15 protein-coding genes and 1 pseudogene are annotated in these 20,570 nt (G+C 60.0%); 8 read left to right on the top strand and 8 right to left on the bottom strand.

What is annotated here, in order from left to right:
* Positions 1-352: 352 nt before the first annotated feature.
* The 4 genes and pseudogenes from VOI29_RS01950 to VOI29_RS01935 all read right to left on the bottom strand — a co-directional run.
* Positions 353-430, bottom strand: a pseudogene (locus VOI29_RS01950) (IS6 family transposase); the annotation flags it as partial.
* 381 nt (positions 431-811) lie between these two features.
* Complete coding sequence (locus VOI29_RS01945; RefSeq protein ID WP_323775773.1) at positions 812-1,891, bottom strand: betaine/proline/choline family ABC transporter ATP-binding protein; 1,080 nt, start codon at positions 1,889-1,891, stop codon at positions 812-814.
* Positions 1,892-1,896: 5 nt separating this feature from the next.
* Positions 1,897-2,928 carry an ABC transporter permease gene (locus tag VOI29_RS01940; RefSeq protein ID WP_323775772.1) on the bottom strand — a complete coding sequence of 344 codons (1,032 nt, stop codon included), beginning with the start codon at positions 2,926-2,928 and terminating at the stop codon, positions 1,897-1,899.
* A gap of 75 nt (positions 2,929-3,003) precedes the next feature.
* Positions 3,004-3,966 (bottom strand): ABC transporter substrate-binding protein, encoded by a 963-nt coding sequence (locus VOI29_RS01935; RefSeq protein ID WP_323775771.1) that lies wholly within the window; start codon positions 3,964-3,966, stop codon positions 3,004-3,006.
* 173 nt (positions 3,967-4,139) lie between these two features.
* Here VOI29_RS01935 and VOI29_RS01930 point away from each other — a divergent pair, with 173 nt between their 5' ends.
* Positions 4,140-5,114 (top strand): LysR family transcriptional regulator, encoded by a 975-nt coding sequence (locus VOI29_RS01930; RefSeq protein ID WP_323775770.1) that lies wholly within the window; start codon positions 4,140-4,142, stop codon positions 5,112-5,114.
* Positions 5,115-5,122: 8 nt separating this feature from the next.
* On the opposite strand, the gene VOI29_RS01925 is transcribed toward VOI29_RS01930, so the two are convergent.
* Complete coding sequence (locus VOI29_RS01925) at positions 5,123-6,646, bottom strand: trimethylamine methyltransferase family protein (protein WP_323775769.1); 1,524 nt, start codon at positions 6,644-6,646, stop codon at positions 5,123-5,125.
* A gap of 190 nt (positions 6,647-6,836) precedes the next feature.
* Here VOI29_RS01925 and VOI29_RS01920 point away from each other — a divergent pair, with 190 nt between their 5' ends.
* The 7 genes from VOI29_RS01920 (at position 6,837) to VOI29_RS01890 (ending at position 15,602) form a co-directional block, all read left to right on the top strand.
* On the top strand, positions 6,837-9,272 hold the full coding sequence (locus tag VOI29_RS01920; RefSeq protein WP_323775768.1) for an FAD-dependent oxidoreductase: 2,436 nt from the start codon (positions 6,837-6,839) through the stop codon (positions 9,270-9,272).
* Positions 9,273-9,279: 7 nt separating this feature from the next.
* A complete protein-coding gene (locus tag VOI29_RS01915; RefSeq protein ID WP_323775767.1) occupies positions 9,280-10,365 on the top strand; it encodes a GlxA family transcriptional regulator in 1,086 nt (361 codons plus the stop codon).
* On the top strand, positions 10,274-11,287 hold the full coding sequence (locus VOI29_RS01910; RefSeq protein ID WP_323775766.1) for a D-cysteine desulfhydrase: 1,014 nt from the start codon (positions 10,274-10,276) through the stop codon (positions 11,285-11,287). Before VOI29_RS01915 ends, VOI29_RS01910 begins: the two co-directional genes overlap by 92 nt.
* 2 nt (positions 11,288-11,289) lie before the next feature.
* On the top strand, positions 11,290-12,495 hold the full coding sequence (locus VOI29_RS01905; RefSeq protein ID WP_323775765.1) for a DegT/DnrJ/EryC1/StrS family aminotransferase: 1,206 nt from the start codon (positions 11,290-11,292) through the stop codon (positions 12,493-12,495).
* Complete coding sequence (locus tag VOI29_RS01900) at positions 12,492-13,193, top strand: aspartate/glutamate racemase family protein (RefSeq protein WP_323775764.1); 702 nt, start codon at positions 12,492-12,494, stop codon at positions 13,191-13,193. Before VOI29_RS01905 ends, VOI29_RS01900 begins: the two co-directional genes overlap by 4 nt.
* Before the next feature lie 4 nt (positions 13,194-13,197).
* Positions 13,198-14,463 (top strand): histidinol dehydrogenase, encoded by a 1,266-nt coding sequence (gene hisD / locus VOI29_RS01895; RefSeq protein WP_323775774.1) that lies wholly within the window; start codon positions 13,198-13,200, stop codon positions 14,461-14,463.
* 110 nt (positions 14,464-14,573) lie between these two features.
* Positions 14,574-15,602 carry a YeiH family protein gene (locus VOI29_RS01890; RefSeq protein WP_323775763.1) on the top strand — a complete coding sequence of 343 codons (1,029 nt, stop codon included), beginning with the start codon at positions 14,574-14,576 and terminating at the stop codon, positions 15,600-15,602.
* Between the two features lie 763 nt (positions 15,603-16,365).
* Here the strand turns inward: VOI29_RS01890 and VOI29_RS01885 are convergent.
* The 3 genes from VOI29_RS01885 to VOI29_RS01875 all read right to left on the bottom strand — a co-directional run bounded on the left by VOI29_RS01885 (position 16,366) and on the right by VOI29_RS01875 (position 20,485).
* On the bottom strand, positions 16,366-17,832 hold the full coding sequence (locus VOI29_RS01885) for a sodium:solute symporter family protein (RefSeq protein WP_323775762.1): 1,467 nt from the start codon (positions 17,830-17,832) through the stop codon (positions 16,366-16,368).
* 80 nt (positions 17,833-17,912) lie between these two features.
* Positions 17,913-18,854: a CobW family GTP-binding protein gene (locus tag VOI29_RS01880; RefSeq protein WP_323775761.1), complete on the bottom strand. Its 942-nt coding sequence runs from the start codon at positions 18,852-18,854 to the stop codon at positions 17,913-17,915.
* The gene (locus tag VOI29_RS01875; protein ID WP_323775760.1) at positions 18,851-20,485 is read right to left on the bottom strand and encodes an amidohydrolase; all 1,635 of its coding nucleotides are present in this window, start codon (positions 20,483-20,485) and stop codon (positions 18,851-18,853) included. Before VOI29_RS01875 ends, VOI29_RS01880 begins: the two co-directional genes overlap by 4 nt.
* Between the last annotated feature and the right edge of the window lie 85 nt (positions 20,486-20,570).

Genomic DNA, 20,570 nt, shown 5'->3' with positions numbered 1-20,570 from the left:
TCATCATCACCCATCCCATGCCCGATCTCTCTGCCTGTTATCATTGCAGGCGAGAGTGACACTTCTGAATTGCTCATGGGTGACATTTTAGAATTGCAGCTACAGCGCTCCGCACCATAATCCTGTTTATGTTAAATAGATCAGCCTATCTGATCTAAATTGCGCCTGCTGATTCACACAACTGAACGCAACTTCATACCGCCACGCCCGCTCCGATGCCTTCAGCCTCTGGGCAAATTACTCTGCGGAAATGGTGGCATGCTCCTGCCTTTGCCAAGCTTCACAAGCTGACGCCAGCAACTTGGCAATACCGATCCTCGACATCCGCCGTGCTGAGTGCAAATCGGTGTTATGCCCAGACCGCATTGGCGACAATCCCGCGAGGAAAACGGTAGCCTTTCAGACCAGGCATCGTGCTAGGTATTTTCATCCCGGTTGCCTATGCGAAAGCTGACCGGCAAACAAGTTGGCAATGCCCCCAGACCGCACATGCGACGATCTCACTAGGAAAACGGTCGCCTTTCAGGCGTGGCATGGAAGATGGCATATTCATGCCCAACCCCTAACCAAGCACCGCACCGCAAACAAGTTGGCAATCCCACTCGATAACATGCCTATGACGGAACAGAACCCAACTTGCCAAATACTGCGTTTTGAATGAATGTCGGGTTCTGTGGACAAAATCCGTAACGTGACAAAATCAAACACAGTTTCGCTTGGGGGGCAGCACATTCGTTTTTAGTGTTTGGTGACTTTTCCGGCTGCGACAAGAAAGCAACCGTCTGGACCAACTCAAAATTGAACGCCCCAGCTATGCTACGCTTGATGCGCTTGCCGTACTCTGGGCCTCCGGGCTGTTTCTGTTGGAGGCATAGGGCACTAAAGCCAGCATCAAATCACGCATTTCGATACTACCTGCGACGTGTCCCTCCCGGAGGACTCTTACCGAGACATCCGCGCGCCCGCCTGTTGTTTTGATGACAGTTTCCAGAGTGTCCTGCCAGTCGACTTCTCCGACAACGGTTCCCGCCGGAGCCCCCGCAACGGCGATTGTTCCGGCCCGCAGAACACGCGCGCGGTTGATGTCACCAACAAAGGCTTCGATATAAGGATCGCCCGGGTTCATCACAATCTGTTGCGGAGAGCCTTGCTGTACAACAGCGCCGTCCTTGAGGATCACCAGATGATCGGCAAGCTTCAGCGCCTCATCCAGGTCGTGCGTAATGAAGATGATCGTTTTGTGCAGTTCAGTTTGAAGTTCAAGAAGCAGGTCCTGCATGTCTGTTCGGATCAGCGGATCAAGCGCCGAGAATGCTTCGTCCAGCAGCATGATGTCGGTATCTGCGGTCAACGCCCGAGCGATGCCCACACGCTGCTGCATCCCGCCGGAAAGCTGATTGGGATAGCGATTTTCGAACCCGGACAAGCCAACACGATCAAGCCATTTGCGCGCTTCCGCCTCTCTTTTTTCCTGCTCGACCCCCTGGATGCGCAGAGCGGTTGCCGCATTTTCCAGCACAGTCTTGTGTGGCAGTAGGGCGAATTTCTGGAACACCATGGACATGGACGTCCGCCGTATGCCGCGGAGGCTAACCGGGTTCAGATCCGTGACATCCTGCCCATCCAACAGGATTTCTCCAGCGGTGGGCTCGATCAAGCGGTTCAGGTGCCGGATTAGAGTGGATTTCCCAGATCCTGACAGCCCCATGATGACGGAGATTTCCCCGGCCTGCATGTCAATGCTGATGTCCCGCAGCCCCAGCACATGCTGGTGCTGTTCCAGGAGCTCCGGTTTACCAAGGCCCTGATCCCGCACCAAGGGCAGAACGGCTTTCGGGTTGGAACCAAAGATCTTGTACAAGTTCCGGATCTGAATTTTGGGTGTCGTCATTTGTGTCAATCCGTCTTGTGCGTTGGGTCAATGCGTTGCAGGGCTGCTTTGGAGCAGCGGTCCAGCACCACGGCCAGCAAAACAATACCAAAGCCGGCGACCAGTCCAACGCCCAGTTCCAGGTTGCGTATTCCCCGAAGGACAAGCACGCCGAGACCGGGTGCAGATACCAGTGACGCAATCACCACCATTGCAAGGCTCATCATGATCGTCTGGTTCACCCCGGCCATGATATTGGGCAGGGCAAGTGGCAGTTGGACACCATACAGTTTTTGCCGATCTGTCATTCCGAAGGCGTCGGCGGCCTCGATCACATCCTTGTCGACCAGCCGGATGCCCAGATCGGTCAGCCGGATCACGGGCACAATCGCGTAGAGGATGATCGCGATGCCATACAGTTTTGGCTCGGTAACGGAAAACAGAAAGATCAGCGGGATCAGGTAGACGAAACTCGGCAGGGTCTGAAGCATGTCGAGGATGGGCAGCATAAGCTGCTGCATCCGGTCGGACCGGGACATCATGATGCCAATCGGCACACCCAACAAAACACTGAACCCGGTGCAGACAAATATGATCGACAGCGTCTGCAAGGCGACATCAAGATGGTCGATCACGCCAAAGAACAGGAATACAGCCGCGACAAATACCGTGATGCTAAGTGCGCGCGTGGCCAGCCAAGTCGCCAAGACCAGAAGCGGGATCAGAATCCACCAGGGTGTTGCCATGAAGGTAAAAAGCGCCCCTTCCAGTATCCACGACAGCGGCTGGGTCAGCGGGTCAAGGATGAACTTGAGGTTGTCCTTGATGGAAAGGAAACCTTGCTCGACGCTGATCGTCATGTCCCGGGTTTGGGGAAAAGCGTTGCAAGCCTCGTGAAGGGCGTCCAACGAAGGAAACGGCAGTGTCCCGGAACTCTCCGCATTGCCTTCATTGGTCTGGGCTAGCAATTGGGCCATGCTCATCGGCGAATCCGCCGCATCGGCATCGCACCAGTCACGCAATCCCAACCGGTCAAACAGTTTCTCGTAGCTCGTCACGCTTTGGCCCCTTAACTGATCTTCATATGAGCGCGCCCCGGGGCACTGGTTGCCGGAACGCGCTCGTTCGTTGCTTTAATTCAGGATCGTGGACAGCTTTGCGCGGGCGTCGTCGTTCAGCCAGTCGCTCCACTGATCTTTGTTGTTTGTCAGGAAGTACACAGCGCCTTCCTCGGCAGAGGCATTGTTGTCTTCCATCCAGGCGAGCACCCCGTTCATCTGGTCGTTGGTGAAAGAAATGTTCGACATCAATTCGGCGATCGCGGGTTCACGCTGCTGGAAATCGGTCGTCGCAGCCGTTTTGACCGCAGCACGCGGATAGGCCGAGACACCGGGTTCCGCGCAGTCCTTGGAACTGTTGCAGGTATGCTGTTCAGCATCATGCGCGCCGACATCGACCAGAACCATCGGATATTTTCCCAGAATAGCGGTCGGAGCCCAGTAGAAGCCGAACCAGGGTTTCTGGTCCGCATAGGCCGAGGCGATGGCGGTTGCCAGCGTTTCGCCCGATCCATGGTTGAAGACCTCGATCCCCTTGCTTTCCATATCAATGGAACGGTTCATGTTGTCATTGACAGTTCGACACCCCCAGCCATCGGGGCAATTGTCAAACCGGCGGCCAACAAGGCCGGGGTTGGCCAAAATACCGTCCAGGGTGGCCGCTTCGGGATGCGCATCGACCACATATTGCGGCACCCACCAACCTTCGATACCGCCATCTGACAGCACGTCGGCCAGTTCGACCAGCTTACCGTCGGCAACCAGATCGGCATAGGCTGGGGCAGTATTGACCCAAAGTTCGGTCAAAATATCAGGGGTGCCGGTCTCGGCAACTGATGTCAAAGCTGTCGGTGTCGAGGATGGAACGGTCGTGACGTCACACCCATACCCCTGTTCCATCAAGAATTTGGCCACTGAAGTCACGACATTGGCTGAAGCCCAGTCCATTTGCGTGATGGTCACGTCACCGCAACTTTCGGCCCAAGCAGGTGCAGCAAGGCCCATGGCAAATGCGGATGTCAAAAGCAGTCTTTTCATTTCTACCTTCCAAGTTTTGGCTTGGCACCGCCAGAAGCCCAATCTGCATGATTTGCAAAGCTCCCACAGCTTCCTGATACGGAGGACAACTATTCGATTGATAGGATGATATCTGATCAATAGTATCATAATTTAAAAGTTATCCGATGCGGATCCTAAGAAAGAAAGATCACATGCCCCGTCAACCAGCCCCCAAGGATCTTAGTCTCAAATGGCTGGAGATTTTTCAGATATGTGCACAGAAAGGGTCGCTTCAGGCGGCATCCGAAGAAACCGGTCTGACCATCAGTACCGTGTCACATCACCTGCGCAATCTGGAAGATCATCTTGGGGTCGAGTTGTTCAACCACTCCCGCAGGCCCATGGTATTGACCCCCAAGGGACAGGTTTTTCTACGCAATATAGATGACGCTCTTTATGCAATCCGCAAAGCCAAGGCCGAGGCCTCGGCTGGAAGTATTGCAGACGCAAGTTATCTGAGGATCGGTACGATTGAGGACTTCGACAGCGATATCATACCGGAACTGGCGGTCTTTCTATCGGGAAACATGCCGTCCTGCGACTTCATGTATCAAACGGATTCCAGCCACGCGATCATCGAACTGCTGCGCAACCGTCATCTTGATCTAGGGATCACGACCACCCCGGATGAAAGGTTGCGCGACCTGCAGGACCGCCCGTTGCTGCGCGACCCTTTTGTTGTGGTGCTGCCCCGGTTCAGCGAACAGTCATTGGCGGATATTGTCGAAGGCCGCACCAAACTTCCGTTCTTGCGGTTTTCAAGTAACCTGATCATAGCAAGACAAATAGAATCCCAAATGCGGCGCATAGGACTTAGAGCGCCCTCCAACTTTGAATGCAGCAACAACCAAACGCTGATGGCGATGGTTGCGGCAGGCTCCGGGTGGACCATCACCACCCCCTTGCTGTTCTCCCGGGCCAAGCGGTTTCAACCGAAACTTGCTATACACCGGTTCCCGGGCAAGAGCTTTTCTCGCACGCTGGCCATTGTCGCCACCCCCGATTGTTCAAGGTCCGTGATGGAACTGATAGACAGCAAAATGCGGGCGTTAATCCGGGACCATGTCATCTCAACGCAGCATCAGCAAACGCCATGGCTTGCTGACAGCTTTAAACTAGTGGACTGACTTCTGCGTCAGGACGACAGGATTTTGAACCGCGACCGGATTTCCTGCTCTTGCTCTGGGGTAAGATAGGCCGGGTTGTGGCCACGCAATATCTCACGGGCTTTAATCTTGGCACGCCCCCAGGCATCCTGCGCCCCGTTGTCAGCCCATGTGCGCGGCTCGTCGCGGTCTGCAAGCTTAGGGTAGAAGTAGTCGCGCTCCATCGCGGCATATGTATGCTGACCGCCTAGGAAATGGCCCTCTCCCAACACAGCGCCACAAATGGCCTCGAACCCCAGATTCTCATCCGTCACCTCAATCCCGCGCAGCGCGCGGTAGGTATTCGAGTGCATTTCGTCATCCAGCACGAACCCTTCGAAACTTGCCCCCAACAGCGATGCGGTCATTCCCGAGCTTTCATAGATCAGGTTCCCGCCTGCCAGCGCCGCCGCCATCGAGGTGATGCCCTTTTCCATCCCGTACTGAGCGTCAATGGCCTTGGCGTCCGTCATCGAGCAGGCCACCCCCGACGGCAGGCCCAGCCAGTTCGACAGCTGCGCCGAGGCCGCGTTCAGCACTGCCGTCTCGCCGCTGCCGCCGGAGAACGCACCGGTGCGCAGGTCAATCACCAGCGGCCAATTTGAGAACACCATCGGATAGCCGGGCTGGATGGCGTGTACCATCAGCAAGCTGCCAAGCGTTTCTGCAAGCGATTGCGCCAGAAAGCCGGCCAATGTGGCAGGCGCGGTCGCGCCGGCCTGCGCCGCAGTGATGCAGGAGATCGGAATGTTGTGCCGGATACACTCATACACCACATCCACCGCATCCTCGCCATAGCGCATAGGCGAGATCATCGGGCTGATATGGGCCTTCATAAAGGGGCGCTTGGAAAACTCTCCCGGACCGCCTGCCGCGATATCCAGCATCTCGACAATCGGGGCAACATACTCGGCTAGCGTGAACGAGGTTGCTGTTGGCTTGGAGGTGTTTTTCAGCAGCGCAAAAACCGTGTTGACGTCCAGATCGTAATTGTCGGGCACGTCAGTCGCCACGCAGCAGCGGGTGAACCAGCTGACATTGGCCAGCGTGTCCTGGAGCCGTGTGAAATCATGAAGGTCCTGCAGGGTCGACGGGCGGTAGATCCCGCTGTCCATATCCAGCGTCTGTACAGCCGCGCCACCAGTGCCGAAGTACACTTTGTTGCCACCGACCTCGATCGAGCGCTCCGGGTCGCGGCCATGCAGGATAAAGGTCTTGGCGGCCTGATCAATTGCCTCTTCGACCAATACAGGCGGGAACAGGACCCGTCCGTTGCCATTGTCGATGGCACCGATGGCCAGCAGATCGGCGTGCAGCCTGTCCGGCACTTCGCCGATCCCCAGTTTTTCGAGCAAGTCGAGCGCAGTATCGTATATGCGCCGCAAATCAGAATCGCTGAGTGGTTTGTATGTGCCGCCGGCCTGACCAGGGGGGCATGGGTCCACTGCAGGCTTTGCCGCTCGCTGTGCCAGACGCTCCCGGCGCCCGCCTCTCTTTCCACGCTGTACAGCCATATCAAGTCCTTTGAAGCAGGTGCTACGGGTGCGATCCAAGGGCCTTGGCAGCGCTGGCACAATAGTCTCTCGATATATACTAAAAAATAGAACTCTAACTTCGAAATTGTATGAAGATGGAGCCGTGCAATTGCGCTGAAAGGCAATGTGACGGTGTATCTGGGTCAAATTGTTTCGGAGGCGCTCTTCTATGAAATCCCGTACCAAAGTTGTAGTGATCGGCGGCGGCATCGCCGGCTGTTCCACCCTCTACCACCTCACCCAGGAAGGCTGGACTGACGTCGTCCTGGTCGAACGCAATGAGCTGACCAGCGGCACCACCTGGCATTCCGCTGCACAGGTCACGAACTTTGGCATGAACCAGACCATGGTCGGGCTCAAGACCCATTCGATCAACCTGTACAAAAAGCTGGCTGAAAACCCGGAATACCCGATCAACTACCACCATGCAGACGGCGGCATCCGGCTGGCAAATACCGAAGAGCAGATGCAGGGCTACCGCCACTTCGCCTCTATGGCGCGCGGCATGGATGTGCATCTCGAAGTGATCGACGCCGAGGAATGCGCCCGCCGCCATCCGCTAATCTCTACCGACAACATGATAGGGGGTCTCTGGGACCCACTGGACGGCGATATCGACCCTGCGCAACTGTGCCAGGCGCTCGCCTACCACGCCCGCAAGGCAGGTGCCGAGGTCTACCGCAATACCCCGGTCACCGCTCTTACCCAGCACAAGGACGACACTTGGACCGTGCACACTGAACACGGTGACATCGACTGTGACATCGTGGTGAACGCCTGCGGTTACCGGGTGAACGAGGTTGGCGCGATGATGGGGGTGCACCACCCGGTCGCCTCGATGGAGCATCAGTATTTCCTGACCGAAGACATCCCCGGCATCATTGACGCGGGCCACCGGATGCCGCTGATCCGCTGCCCGATCAGCGACTACTACAGCCGCCAGGAAAAGAACGGTCTGCTGATCGGCTTCTACGAGCAGGAGTGCAAAACCTGGGGCATGGACGGGATCGACCCGAACTTCGTGAACGCCCTGTGCCCCGATGATCTGGAGCGTGTGATGGACCCTCTGGAGGGCGCGTTTGAACGGATGCCTGCGCTGCGCGAAACCGGAATCCGATCCATTGTCAACGGCCCCATCACCTATACCATCGACGGCGCGCCGCTAATCGGCCAGATCCCGGGCAAGCGCAACGCCTTCTGCGCTATCGGCCTGCGTGCGGGCTTGGGCGAAGGCGGCGGCCACGGCTGGCTGCTGGCACAGCAGATTGTGCATGGCGAGGCCTGCTATGACACCTGGTGCATCGACCCGCGCCGCTTTACCGGCCACACCAATGTGGAGCTGACTGCGCTGAAAGCGATCGAGGACTACCAGAACGAATTCCGTTTCCATTTCCCGCATGAGCACCGCCCCGCCGGGCGTCCGGCCAAGACCACGCCGCTGACACCTGTGCTGGCAGCCGAGGGTGCGGAGTTCACGGTGGTAAACGGCTGGGAGCGGATGGACTACATCAAGCCCGCGCCGGATTTCCACCCCTCGCTGACTTTCAATTTCGACGAGGCCTTCGGCATCGTGGCAAAGGATGTGAAGAACGTGCAGGAAAACGTCGGCCTGTGCGAAGTGAACGGCTTCAACCGGTTTGAGATCACCGGCAGCCACCGCCACAGCTTTCTGGACCGCATGTTCTGCGGCGCCGTGACCAAGCGCGACGGCCGGGTGGGGTTGGGCTATCTGCTGAACGATCACGGCATGGTCAAGGGCGAGGCGACGATTGCCAACCTGCCGGCATCCGACCGGGGCGAGGCGCGGGTCTGGTACGGGTCTGCGGCGGCCAGTGAATATCACGACATGGACTGGCTGCAGCAGCATGTTCGTGCGGATGAGGACGTGCAGATCCGGTCGCTGACCAATGAGCAGACCATTCTGGTTCTGGCAGGTCCCAAGGCGCGCGATGTGCTTTCAGCCTGTTCCCGCGGCGACTGGTCTAAAGAGGCGTTCCCGTGGCTGTCGGTGCGCGAATGCTTCATCGGGTTCTCGCCGGCGACCGTCCTGGGCGTCAGCTTCTCGGGCGAGCTGGCCTATGAGATCCACGTACCCAATGCCTCGCTCTACGCGGCCTACCTGGCGCTGCGCAAGGCAGGCGAGGCGCATGGGATGAAGCTGTTCGGCGCCCGTGCGGTGGAATCGATGCGGATGGAGAAGGGCTTCTTGCACTGGAAGGCGGATATCCTGACCGAATTCGACCCTTTCGAGACTTCGCTGGACCGGTTCGTGAAGATGGACAAGGGCGATTTCATCGGCCGCGAGGCGCTGCAGAAACGCCAGGCGCAGGGTCCGTCCAAGAAGCTGGTGACGCTGAAGGTGGACGCAACCGATGCGCCGGCCCACGGCGGGGCCTCGCTGATGCAGGGCAGCAAGGTCGTAGGCACCGTGACCTCGGGCGACTGGGGGCACCGGGTGGGTATGAACCTGGCCTATGCCTTTGTCGATCCGGAGCTGGCGGGCGAAGGCACCAGGATGCAGCTGGATATGTATGGCGACGCGGTAGAGGCCGAGGTCATCGCGCCGTCGCCCTATGATCCCAGCTATGGCCTGATGCGGAGCTGAGCCGGTCATGAAAAACGTTGTGGTCATAATTCTGGCTGAGCAGGGATATGTCCCGACAGAGCTGGCACTGGTGCTTGATGTCCTGCGCATCGCCACGCGGCTGAGTTCGGAGGTCCGGTTTGCTCACCAGGTATGCACAACACAGGAGTACACGCTGGTCGAGGGAATGGGGGGCAGCTTGGTGCGCGCAGCTCCGTTCCAGCCCGACGGCGCCGCGCTGCCCGATCACCTTCTGGTGCTGGGCGGTGCGGGCATCCGGCCGGCGTTCCGCAAGCTGAAGCCGCGGTTGTGCTGGCTGGAACGTCTGGGCGTCAGCATCACGCTGCTGTCCGACGCGGCTGCGGAATGGAAGCGGCTGCATCCGGACACGGATGAGATGACCACCCATTGGGAAATCCAGCAGCTGGATCAGGATGCGGGGTATTCGCTGGACCAGCCGCTGCCGCTGTTTGCGAAGAAGGTGCGGATCATGACGGGCGGGGGCATGGCCTCTACTGCGGATCTGGTACTGTCGCAAATCGTGGCGCCGCTGTCGCCGCATTTGGCGCAATCGGTGGCCCAGGTGCTGCTGATGGGGGAAATCCGTGACGGAACCATCCAGCAGCCGCGCAGCGCCAATGATGTGATGGCCCTGCGCCTCGTGAAGCTGGAACCTGTGATCGCAGCGATGGAGAACGCGCTGGAGACCCCGCTGACGGTGGCGCAGCTGTCTGAAATCGCTGGCTTTTCCATCCGCCAGATGGAACGCAAGTTCAAATCGCAGCTGGGCCAGAGCCCGGCTGCATTCTACCGGTCGTTGCGCCTGCGTCGTGCCAAGGCGCTGATCGAACAGACCATTCTGCCCATTTCCGAAGTCGCGGTGGCCTGCGGCTTTACCAGCCTGTCGAATTTCTCGAAGAAATACACGCAGGAATTTGGGGTTTCCCCTTCCAAACGACGGGTTCAGCTGTCGACCGCTTCGCACCCGCATCAACTTACCTCTGAACATCAAGGAACAAGCTATGCATCTCTCCCGCTTTCCCCGAGTACATCTCGCTCATTTGTCCACTCCTCTGGAGCCCATGAAACGCCTGTCCAAGGAGTTGGGGGTTGATCTCTGGATCAAACGTGATGACTGCACCGGCATGTCTACGGGTGGCAACAAGACCCGCAAGCTGGAATTCCTGATGGCCGAGGCGCTGGAACAAGGTGCCGATATGGTGATGACGCAAGGCGCGACCCAAACGAATCACGGGCGTCAGACCGCAGCCTTTGCCGCCAAACTGGGGCTAAAATGCCATATCCTGCTGGAGGACCGGACCGGGTATCAGGACAGCAATTACAACACCAACGGCAACGTGCTGCTGGATCACCTGCATGGCGCCACGACCGAAAAGTTCCCCGGAGGCCACGACATGCCCGCCGAGATGGAACGCGCAGCCGAGAAAATGCGTGCCCAGGGGCATAAAGTCTATGTCATCCCCGGTGGCGGGTCCAATCCGACCGGCGCGCTTGGCTATGTGAACTGCGCGTTTGAACTGCTGGCGCAAGCCAATGACTCCGGGCTCAAGATCGACCGAGTCGTTCATGCGACCGGGTCGTCGGGCACCCAGGCGGGTCTTGTAACCGGCATGTGTGCCATGAACAGCCAGATCCCCGTGCTGGGCATCGGAACCCGGGCGCCGCAGCCGAAACAGGAACAGATGGTCTATGATCTGGCCTGCAAAACCGCTGAAAAACTGGGCTGCCCCGGTATAGTCAAGCGTGAAGACGTGATGGCCAATACCGATTACGTCGGTGAGGGCTATGGCCTGCCGACCAAAAGCGGCATCGAAGCAATTCGCATGTTTGCCGAGCTGGAGGGCATCCTGCTGGACCCCTGCTATTCTGCCAAGGGCGCGGCCGGGCTGATTGATCTGGCCCGCAAGGGTGAGTTCAAGGACGAGCGAGTGGTGTTTTTGCACACGGGCGGGGCTGCGGCCCTTGGCGGTTATGACTTCGCCTTCGATCACGGCAACCGCTGGGTCAACCTGTAAAGATGGAGGACATCGTGGCTCGCAAGTTCACCCGGGTGTTCACGCAACAGGCGCCCCTGCCTGCCGAGTCGATGCAGGCCGCGATGTCCGTTCTGGAAAGCGGCAGGCTGCACCGCTATAATCTGGTGCCCGGCGAAACAGGCGAAGTGGCCGCGCTGGAAGCCGAGTTCCGCGACTGGCAAGGCAGTTCTTACTGCCTTGCGCTGACGTCGGGCGGTCAGGCGCTGCAGATCGCCATGCGCGCCTGCGGCGCCGCGCCGGGCGATGTTGTTCTGACCAATGCCTTCACGCTGGCCCCGGTGCCGGGGGCCATCGCCGCCGTCGGCGGCCGCGCCGCACTGGTCGAGATCACTGAAGACCTGCGTCTGGATCTGGGCGATCTTGAACAGAAGATTGCTGACACCGGGGCACGGGTCCTGTTGCTGTCCCACATGCGCGGGCATCTGTGCGACATGGAGGCCCTGATGCGCATCTGCGACAGTGCCGGAGTCACGGTGATCGAAGATTGTGCTCACACGATGGGCGTGCGCTGGAACGGCAGGCGGTCGGGGAACTTTGGCAAGGTCGCCTGTTTCTCGACACAGACATACAAGCATATGAACTCGGGCGAAGGCGGGTTTCTGACCACTGATGACGCCGAGATCGCCGCGCGAGCGACGATTCTGTCGGGCAGTTACATGCTGTATGAACGACACGGAGCAGGCCCCGCACCCGAGGCGTTTGCCGAAACCCGCTATCAGATGCCGAACTGTTCTGCCCGGATGGACAGCCTGCGCGCGGCGATCCTGCGCCCGCAGCTGGTCCGGCTCGAAGAGAACATAAGCGCCTGGAACGCGCTCTATGCCGTTACCGATCGCGGGCTCGCCGCATCGAACCGGATCCGCACCATAGCAAGGCCTGCTTCGGAAACGCCGGTGGGATCGTCAATCCAATTCCGTCTGCCCGGTTTCAGCGCAGCGCAATGCGAGGCCGTGCTGGCCGCTGCCGATGCGCGCGGAGTCGAGCTGAAGTGGTTTGGCGCGGCCGAACCAAGGGGCTTCACCTCCAACCATCAAAGCTGGCGCTACTTGGACACGCACTCCTTGCCGCGCACCGATCGCGTGCTGTCGACGCTGTTTGACATGCGTCTGCCGCTGCCCTTCACCGAACAGGACTGTGCCTTCGTTGCAGAGCTTATCTGCGAGGCCGTGGATGAGGTGGCGTCATGACCCGTCGCGTAGTCGGTGTTCTGGGCGGGATGGGACCAGAGGCCACAATCCTTTTGCAACAACGCGTGCTGCAAAAAGTCGAGGCCCGCGATGACTCAGATCACCTGCCCCTGTTGATCGACATGAACCCGCAGGTTCCCTCGCGGATTGCGCATTTGATCGAGAGAAACGGTGAAAATCCCGGCCCCGTTCTTGCCGATATGGCGCGGCGGCTGGAAACCGCTGGCGCCACAGCCCTGGCCATGCCTTGCAATACGGCCCACCACTATGCGCCCTTCATTACGGCGGCAGCCGCCGTTCCCTTCCTCGACATGGTGGCGCTTTCGGTGGCGGTGGCCCGCCAAAACCTGCCGCAAGGGGCCAAAGTCGGAATTCTGGCCTCGCCTGCCGTCAAAATGGCCGGAGTGTTTGATGAGCCCCTCAGAGAGGCGGGGCTGTCGGCGCTCTGGCCTGCCGATGCGGACAGGATGCTGACCGCCATCAAGCGGATCAAGGCAGAGGGACCCACGCCGGATGCCCTGGATATCCTGACCGATGCGGCAACCGAATTGACTCGGGGAGACGCCGACATGCTGTTTGTCGCCTGCTCCGAGTTTTCCCTGATGTCACAAGAATTGGTCGCGCAGGTGCCGATTGTCGACACTGTCGATGTTCTGGCCACTGCTATCCATGACCACACCACCCAAGAAGCGAGCTGATCCAATGGCAATCACCTATCTCAAAAAGGCCGCGCCCCGGCCCTCAGCAGAAAACAGCGACATCCGCGATACCGTCTCGGTCATGCTGACCAATATCGAACGTGAGGGGGAAGAGGCGGTTCGGCGCTACGCGAAGAAATTGGACGGCTGGGCTGGCAGCATCGTGCTTTCCGGTGCAGACCGGGCAGCTGCCTGTGCCCGCGTTTCGCAGGACCTGAAAGACGACATCCAGTTCGCCCATGCGAATATCCGCCGCTTTGCAGAGGCGCAAAAGGCCACCATGGGCGAATGCGAGATCGAGGTCATCCCCGGGTTGATCGCAGGGCAGAAGCAGATACCGGTCTCCAGCGCGGGGTGTTACGTGCCCGGAGGCCGCTACAGCCACATTGCCAGCGCCCTGATGACCATCACCACCGCCAAAGTGGCTGGTGTAAAACATATCACGGCAGTTTCACCGACCCGGCCGGAGACCGGCATACCGGATGCGATCATATATGCGATGGATCTGTGCGGCGCGGATCTGATCCTCAACCTGGGCGGGGTCCAGGCCATTGCTGCCATGGCGCAGGGCCTGTTTGGGGCCAAACCCGCCGATATTCTGGTCGGCCCGGGCAACTCCTATGTTGCCGAGGCTAAGCGGATGCTGTTTGGAGAAGTGGGGATCGACATGTTCGCCGGGCCGACGGACTCGCTTGTCATTGCAGATCACACTGCTGAGGTTGAAACGGTTGCTTGGGATCTGGTCAGCCAAGCGGAACATGGTGCCGACAGCCCCGTCTGGCTGGTCACCACAAGCCAGACCCTGGCCGAAGGTGTCATGGCCCGGGCAGAGGGCCTGATCAGCCAGCTGCCGGAGCCCAACCAGTTGGCCGCGCGCCAGGCCTGGGCGGATCGCGCCGAGGTCATCCTTTGCGACAGTCGTGAAGAAGCGGCCCAAGTCAGTGACCGCTACGCCCCCGAGCACCTGCAGGTCCAGGCCGAAGATCTCGATTGGTGGCTGGACCGCCTCACCGCCTATGGCTCATTGTTCCTGGGCAAGGAGACCACGGTGTCCTTCGGTGACAAGACCTCCGGTCCGAACCATGTCCTGCCCACCAGCGGCGCGGCGCGCTATACCGGCGGCTTGTCGGTGCACAAATTTACCAAGACCGTCACCTGGCAGCGCAGCAATGCCGCAGCATCCCATGAGTTGGCGCTGCGCACAGCGCGGATCAGCCGGATGGAAGGCATGGAGGGGCATGCCCGGGCGGCGGAACTGCGTCTGAGCTGACACTCTCGCCGCGCCCTTCAGGCCAGCGAACCGCGAAAACGGGGACGTCACCCTGAACCGGCGTCCCCGAACAGTTTTTTATTGCCACCATGAAGCCGGAAAATTCGCTTATGTTACAGAGAGTTATTCAACCTGTATGCCTCAATCCGCTCCCGGGCCTTCGAACCCGCGCGCGGGGGTTTCTGGTGTCTCTTGTCATAGCGGTCGCTGCGCAATTCATCTCGGAACACTATGGTGCGCCTGCAATGTTGATGGCGCTGCTTCTGGGCATCGCGCTGCATTTCCTCAGCGAGGAAGAGACCTGTCGCGCAGGCGTGGAATTCACCGCGCGCAGCGTGCTGCGTTTCGGCGTAGCGCTGCTGGGCGCGCGGATCAGCCTTGAGTTGCTGGCGGGTCTGGGCTTGGGCCTGATCGGTCTGCTTGTGGCCGGGGTGCTGCTGACGATAGGCTTCGGCCTTTTGGCTTCCCGCTTCTTGGGGCGCGGATGGCGTTTTGGCCTTCTGACGGGGGGGGCGGTGGCAATTTGCGGCGCCTCCGCGGCCATGGCAATCTCGGCTGTTCTGCCCAGGAACGAACATTCCGAGCAGAACCTTATCTTCACAGTACTCAGCGTCACGATGCTGTCGACCGCCGCGATGATCCTCTATCCGGTCCTTGGCGATACCTTTGCATTTGACGATGTGACGATCGGAGTGTTCCTTGGTGGCACGATCCACGATGTTGCCCAGGTGGTCGGGGCCGGCTTTTCCGTGTCTGAAGAGGCCGGAGAGGTCGCCACGCTGGTCAAACTGTTCCGCGTTGCAATGCTGGCCCCGATCGTTCTGGTGATTTCGCTGCTGATGCGGGGCGGCTCGGCTGCGTCCGGCGAAAGCAAACGCCCGCCAATTCTCCCCTTGTTCGTGGTTGGCTTTCTGGGGTTTGCCACGCTGAATTCGCTTGGCTTCATCCCGGCGCCTGTCGTCGGCGTGCTGAGTGAAGCGAGCCGGTGGGCGCTGCTGATCTCGATTGCGGCGGTCGGCATGAAAACATCGCTCAAACGCATTCTGGAAGTTGGCGGCCAGGCCATCACCCTGGTGGTGGCGGAAACCGTCTTCATCGCGGGCTTTGTGCTTCTCGGGATCACGATGCTTCACTCCTAGATCCTGTAACATCCGCCTGGATACCGCGGCCAACCAGCGTTTCGGATTACAAGCTGGCTCCCGTTGCGTGATCCATGTCCCAGCTGCGGCCTGTTCACGCTTTTGCTCGTCACCACGCACTGTTCCAAATCGCCCCTGTTGCTGCGCTCCAATATCCCGCGCGGTTTGTTCTGCACTGCTTTCGACCGTACGCGGATCAACGGCATGTCCACAATGACCTGCCCCCCGCTGGTCCCTCCTTCATGATGCGAGTCTGCGGGTTTGCGCGCTGCTCCCCAACTTTGGGCCACCATAAGCTGGATTTTTCCGGGTGCAGTGGGAGGCCTTCCGCCAGACCTCCGAAACCAGCGGCTTCCGACAGGTGCAAAAATACCGGCTTCTACGGCCGCCCCTTCGCTGGAAAGGCCTGCTGCGATACCCTGCCTGAACCGGCATGGATTCTCCCGCTGCCGAACTGGGGGCCGTCCTGACGAGGATAATTTACGCCGCGTCGAGCACTTGGACTTCCGTCTTTCTGTCATCACCTACACCTCCAAGAACGGGGTGTCGCGACGACTGGTTGAATCCGCCCAATATCTGTCCATCAAGTACATCCAGCAGCTGAACAAATCGAAGCGATAGATAAGGTCGCGTAACGCGTTGAACGAAACGCTCGGGCAAGCCGGGGCGGTTCAAACTCAACCGCCCCTGAAATGGCGGAATGAAATCTTCGGGGCAAAGCAAGACTCGCCCCGAAGATAGATGGATCGCGACCGGCGAGGCCTCAGACCACTGCGACTGTTTCGTCGGCGGCCGGAACAGTCTCGGCCCGGCGCTCGGCTGTGGGGAGATCTTCCCAGTAGACCGCGCGGGGGCACTCCAGCGCCGAGTGGTTTGTCATCAGGCTGACCAGCACCAGCACGATCAGGCAGGTCAGCATCCCGGGGATCACCGGGTCGATACCGGTCCCCAACAGGGGCCAGATAATCGTCACCGCAATGGCCGAGAGCATGGCCGACGCGCATCCCTTCGACGTTGCCCGACGCCAGAACATCACCGCCAGGAAGGGGATCACCAGCGTGGTCGTCGAGATCCGCAGCGCCCATTGGTAGGCGCTGATGATGTCGGTCATCAGGAAGGCCACCATAAGGGACAGAACGGAGATGATCACAACGCTCAGCCGTGCAGCTCTCATTTTCTCGGCGTCAGTCGCCTGCGGCTTGAATAAACGGCGGTACAAGTCCTCCGCGAGGTTGGAACTGCCTTGCAGAATGAATGAGTCCGCGCCGGTCATCAGGGCCGACAGCAGACCGACGACCACGATCCCGCCGAGCGCCGGCGGCAGCAGTTCCACCGTCAGGTAAGAAAAGATCAGGTCGGGCCGCATGCCCTCGGGCACGAATTGCACTGCGCTGAGGCCAATCAGATAGGGCAAAAGCGCGATGACCGTGAAGATGGCGAAGCCGGTCAGGCCCGCGCGGATCGCGATGCTTTCGGTGCGCGAGGCGAAAATCCGCTGCCAGATGGACTGCCAGACAAGATAGAACGGGCCGACGGTCAGGGCGAAGACAAGCACTTCCGTCACACCGTCCGCGCCGAAGAGGCTGAGATGCCCTGCATCGGAATTTGCGATGATGGCCTCGGGACCGCCGGCGAAGCGGATCGCCGCAAAAAACAGCAGGACGATGCCAGCAATGACGATGACGCTCTGCAATGCATCCGTCACGATGGTTGCGACAAGGCCGCCGAGGATGGTGAAGCCGAGAATCAGCGCGAAGCTCAGCAAAATTGCCCCTTCATGGGGAATGCCGAAGACCGTGGTAAACAGCGTGCTCATCCCCACTATTTGAAGCGCCGCAGTCGGAACCGAGTAAACGAAGGCGGAAAAGATCGACGGGATCAGCCCGGCTCTTGCCCCGAAGCGCTCGGCAAATAGGTCAGCCAATGTATAGAGACGCTGCCGCCGCAGCGGCTTGCTGAAGAAATAGATCAGGATCATGCTGAAAATGGTTGCGGGCAAGGCGAATTTGACGAAGCCCGAAATGCCGACGGAATATCCCATGCCCACCCAGCCGATAAAGACGGCAGCGCCCGCGCAGGTGCTGATGATGGTTCCGGTGATCGACCAGAACCCCATGTTCCAATTCGCGATCAAGTACTCGTCCGAGGTCTTCACCTTGAAGAAGTAGTAGAATCCGATTGCGAACATCACCGCAAAATACGCGATGGTGTATGTCAGATACCAAGCCAATGCTCTCTCTCCCTTTTTGCTGTCGAGCGTTGCCGTGCGGTGGTTCCTCCGGGTCTCCTCCCTTACCACCGCGCGTCATATCATGTCGTCCCTGACCGTGCCGGCAGGGGTTCGAGTGTTGCCTGTTTGGTTCGAAACCGGCGCAGTGCGGCGTCATCGGTGCCGATCAGTACCAGACGCACCGCGGGTCCGGGACCCGGGTCATTGGGCGGCTTGCAAACCGTGATCTCGCCGCCTGCCAGCTGCACCAGTGACGGAGCCTCCTCGGACGCAAAGCGGACAAAGCCCTTGGCCCGGTGCAGCGACAGTGCGGCAGCACGCAGCCTGTCAAGGAAGCCTTCGCGCTCCGGCGCGGCGTCCTGGAGCAGAGTTGCACGGCTGAACAGGTCCGCATGGGCGTGGGCTGGCAGGGTGCTGACCGTCATGTCCACGTGGGGTGCGTCCATCGCTTTGAGGAAGGCCTTGCCCATCGCGTCATGGATCGCGCTGGCCGGGTTCGCCAGCATCACCCGCGTGCAGGCCTTGCGGGACCGCTCATCGGGCTGCCTGTCGGACCGCGAAAGATATACCACATCCGCGCCCTCGATCTGCCGTCGCACCACACCGCAGATGCGGCCGTCCTGCAGCCTTTGCTCCAGGGTGAACGGATCGACCACGGCCACCACGGCGCGGCAATCCAGATCCGGCTCGGCCCGGGCAAAGGCGGTCAGCCGCGCGGGCTCCGCCACTCCGCTTGCCTCGATTACCAGCCGGTCGGCCGTTTCGCGCAGAGACAAGGCGCGCTCGAAAGCGTCGAACATGCCCCCCGCCATCGAGCAGCAGATACAGCCATTGCTGAGCTGAATCGTGTCGGCGGACCGGGCAGAGACCAGCGCTGCGTCCACTGCAATGTCCCCGAAATCATTGACCATCACGATGATGCGTTCTTCGCTCTGCGTCAGCAGACGGTTCAGAAGTGTGGTCTTGCCGGCACCCAGGTAGCCGCAGATCACGTTGACCGGAAGCGGGGCCCGGGTGCTCAAAACGACCCCGCTTCAACGGCCCGGCCGCCCGATACGGTGCCCCAGACGCCAATGTCCTTCAGCGCCTCGCCGCCCATTTCGTAGGGATCATCTTCCAGCACCGCGAAATCGGCACGCTTGCCGACCTCGATGGAGCCAACCTCCCCATCCAGCTTGAGCGTATAGGCCGCGCCGAGCGTGATCGCGTGCAGCGCCTCGTCAAGCGTGATGCGCTCTGCTGCGCCAAGACGGCGCCCGCTGCCGGTCAGCCGGTTGACTGCGCACCAGGCGGTGAAGAGCGGTCCCAGCGGCGTCACCGGTGCGTCGGAGTGGATTGCCAGCGGCAAGCCCAGATCCAGCGCGCTGCGGCAGGGGTTCATGCGGTTGGCTCGCTCAGGACCCATGGTGATGTCGTGATGCTTGTCGCCGAAGTAGTACAAGTGATTGGCGAAGAAGTTGACGCAGCAACCCAGCGCCGCCGCCCGCCGCAGTTGCGCCCGGTCCGCCATCTGGCAATGCTGAAGCGTATGCCGGTGATCGGGCATAAAATGCTCTGAGAGTGCCGCCTCGAGGGCTTCGATGGCCGCAAGGCTGGCGGCATCGCCGTTGACGTGGATATGCATCTGGATGCCGGCGCGGTTCAAGTTCGCCGCCATGGTGTTCAGTGCGTCCGGCGCGATGTTCCAGATCCCCTGTGCCGTACCGCGGTAGTACCCGGGCGCTTTCATTTGCGCCGTGAAACCCTGGATCGATCCGTCGGTGACGATCTTGACCCCGCCCAGGCGCAGCCGGTCCGTCGACCCTGCGGCAAGCGTCTTTGCCCGGCCGGCAAGCTGATCGGTTGGCATCGACATTGCCGACAGCATCGGCACAAGGCGGAGCGGAAAGCCTTCTGCGCCTGTGACGCTTTGCAAATCGCTCACCGCGTCGTCACCCAGTTCGTTCAACAGGTCGGTGGAGGTGGTCACCCCCGCCCTGCAGGCCGATCGCGCGAAGTTCCAGATTGCATCGCGCCCGCCGGTCAACTGGCTAAAGCTGGTGCCGATCCGCCGCATCACCGGGAACATCGCGCCCATTTCATGCAATTCGCCGTGCAGCGACCCGTCCGTGTTACGGATCACCCCGGGCAGATCGGTGCCGCTGCCGTAACCGGCCAGGTCCATGGCAGCCGAGTTCGCGGTGATCAGGTGCATATTCGAATGAAACACGATGACCGGACGCTCCTGCGATACCTGGTCGAGATGCTGCCGCGTCAGACGCTTGCCCGGCACGAAGAGCGGGTCGAACCCCCAGCCGACCACCGGCCCGTCCGGCGCCGCAGCAGCGCGGTCTTGCAAACGTGAAATCAGGGCCTCGGTGGTGTCCACACCCGGCCAATGACGCCCATCCGGCGCGGTGCGGCCAAAGTGACCAAGATAAGTGTACTCCCAGATCGCCCCCTCCATGAGGTGCGCATGCCCCTCGACGAAACCCGGCATCAGCACCTTGTCCGCAAAACGGTCGTCCTGCACCGTGTCGCTCCAGTGGCTCATGTCGTTCAGGGTACCGACCCCGAGGATAGTCCCATCGGCCGCTACCGCGACATGGGTGGCCACGGGCCGCGTCGGGTCCATCGTGATGATGCGGCGGGCTGAGTAAACGGTCGTGGGCATTTGTCTCTCCGGTCCTACAAACTTGGAGAGAAGATACACGTGACAACTTCCATTCTAAAATGTATTATCATGCGGTAATTCCTCT

This window comes from Leisingera sp. (assembly GCF_034669605.1).
GTDB lineage: Bacteria > Pseudomonadota > Alphaproteobacteria > Rhodobacterales > Rhodobacteraceae > Leisingera.
The sequence above is the reverse complement of the archived record's forward strand: the minus strand, read 5'-3'. Positions and strand labels throughout refer to the sequence as shown.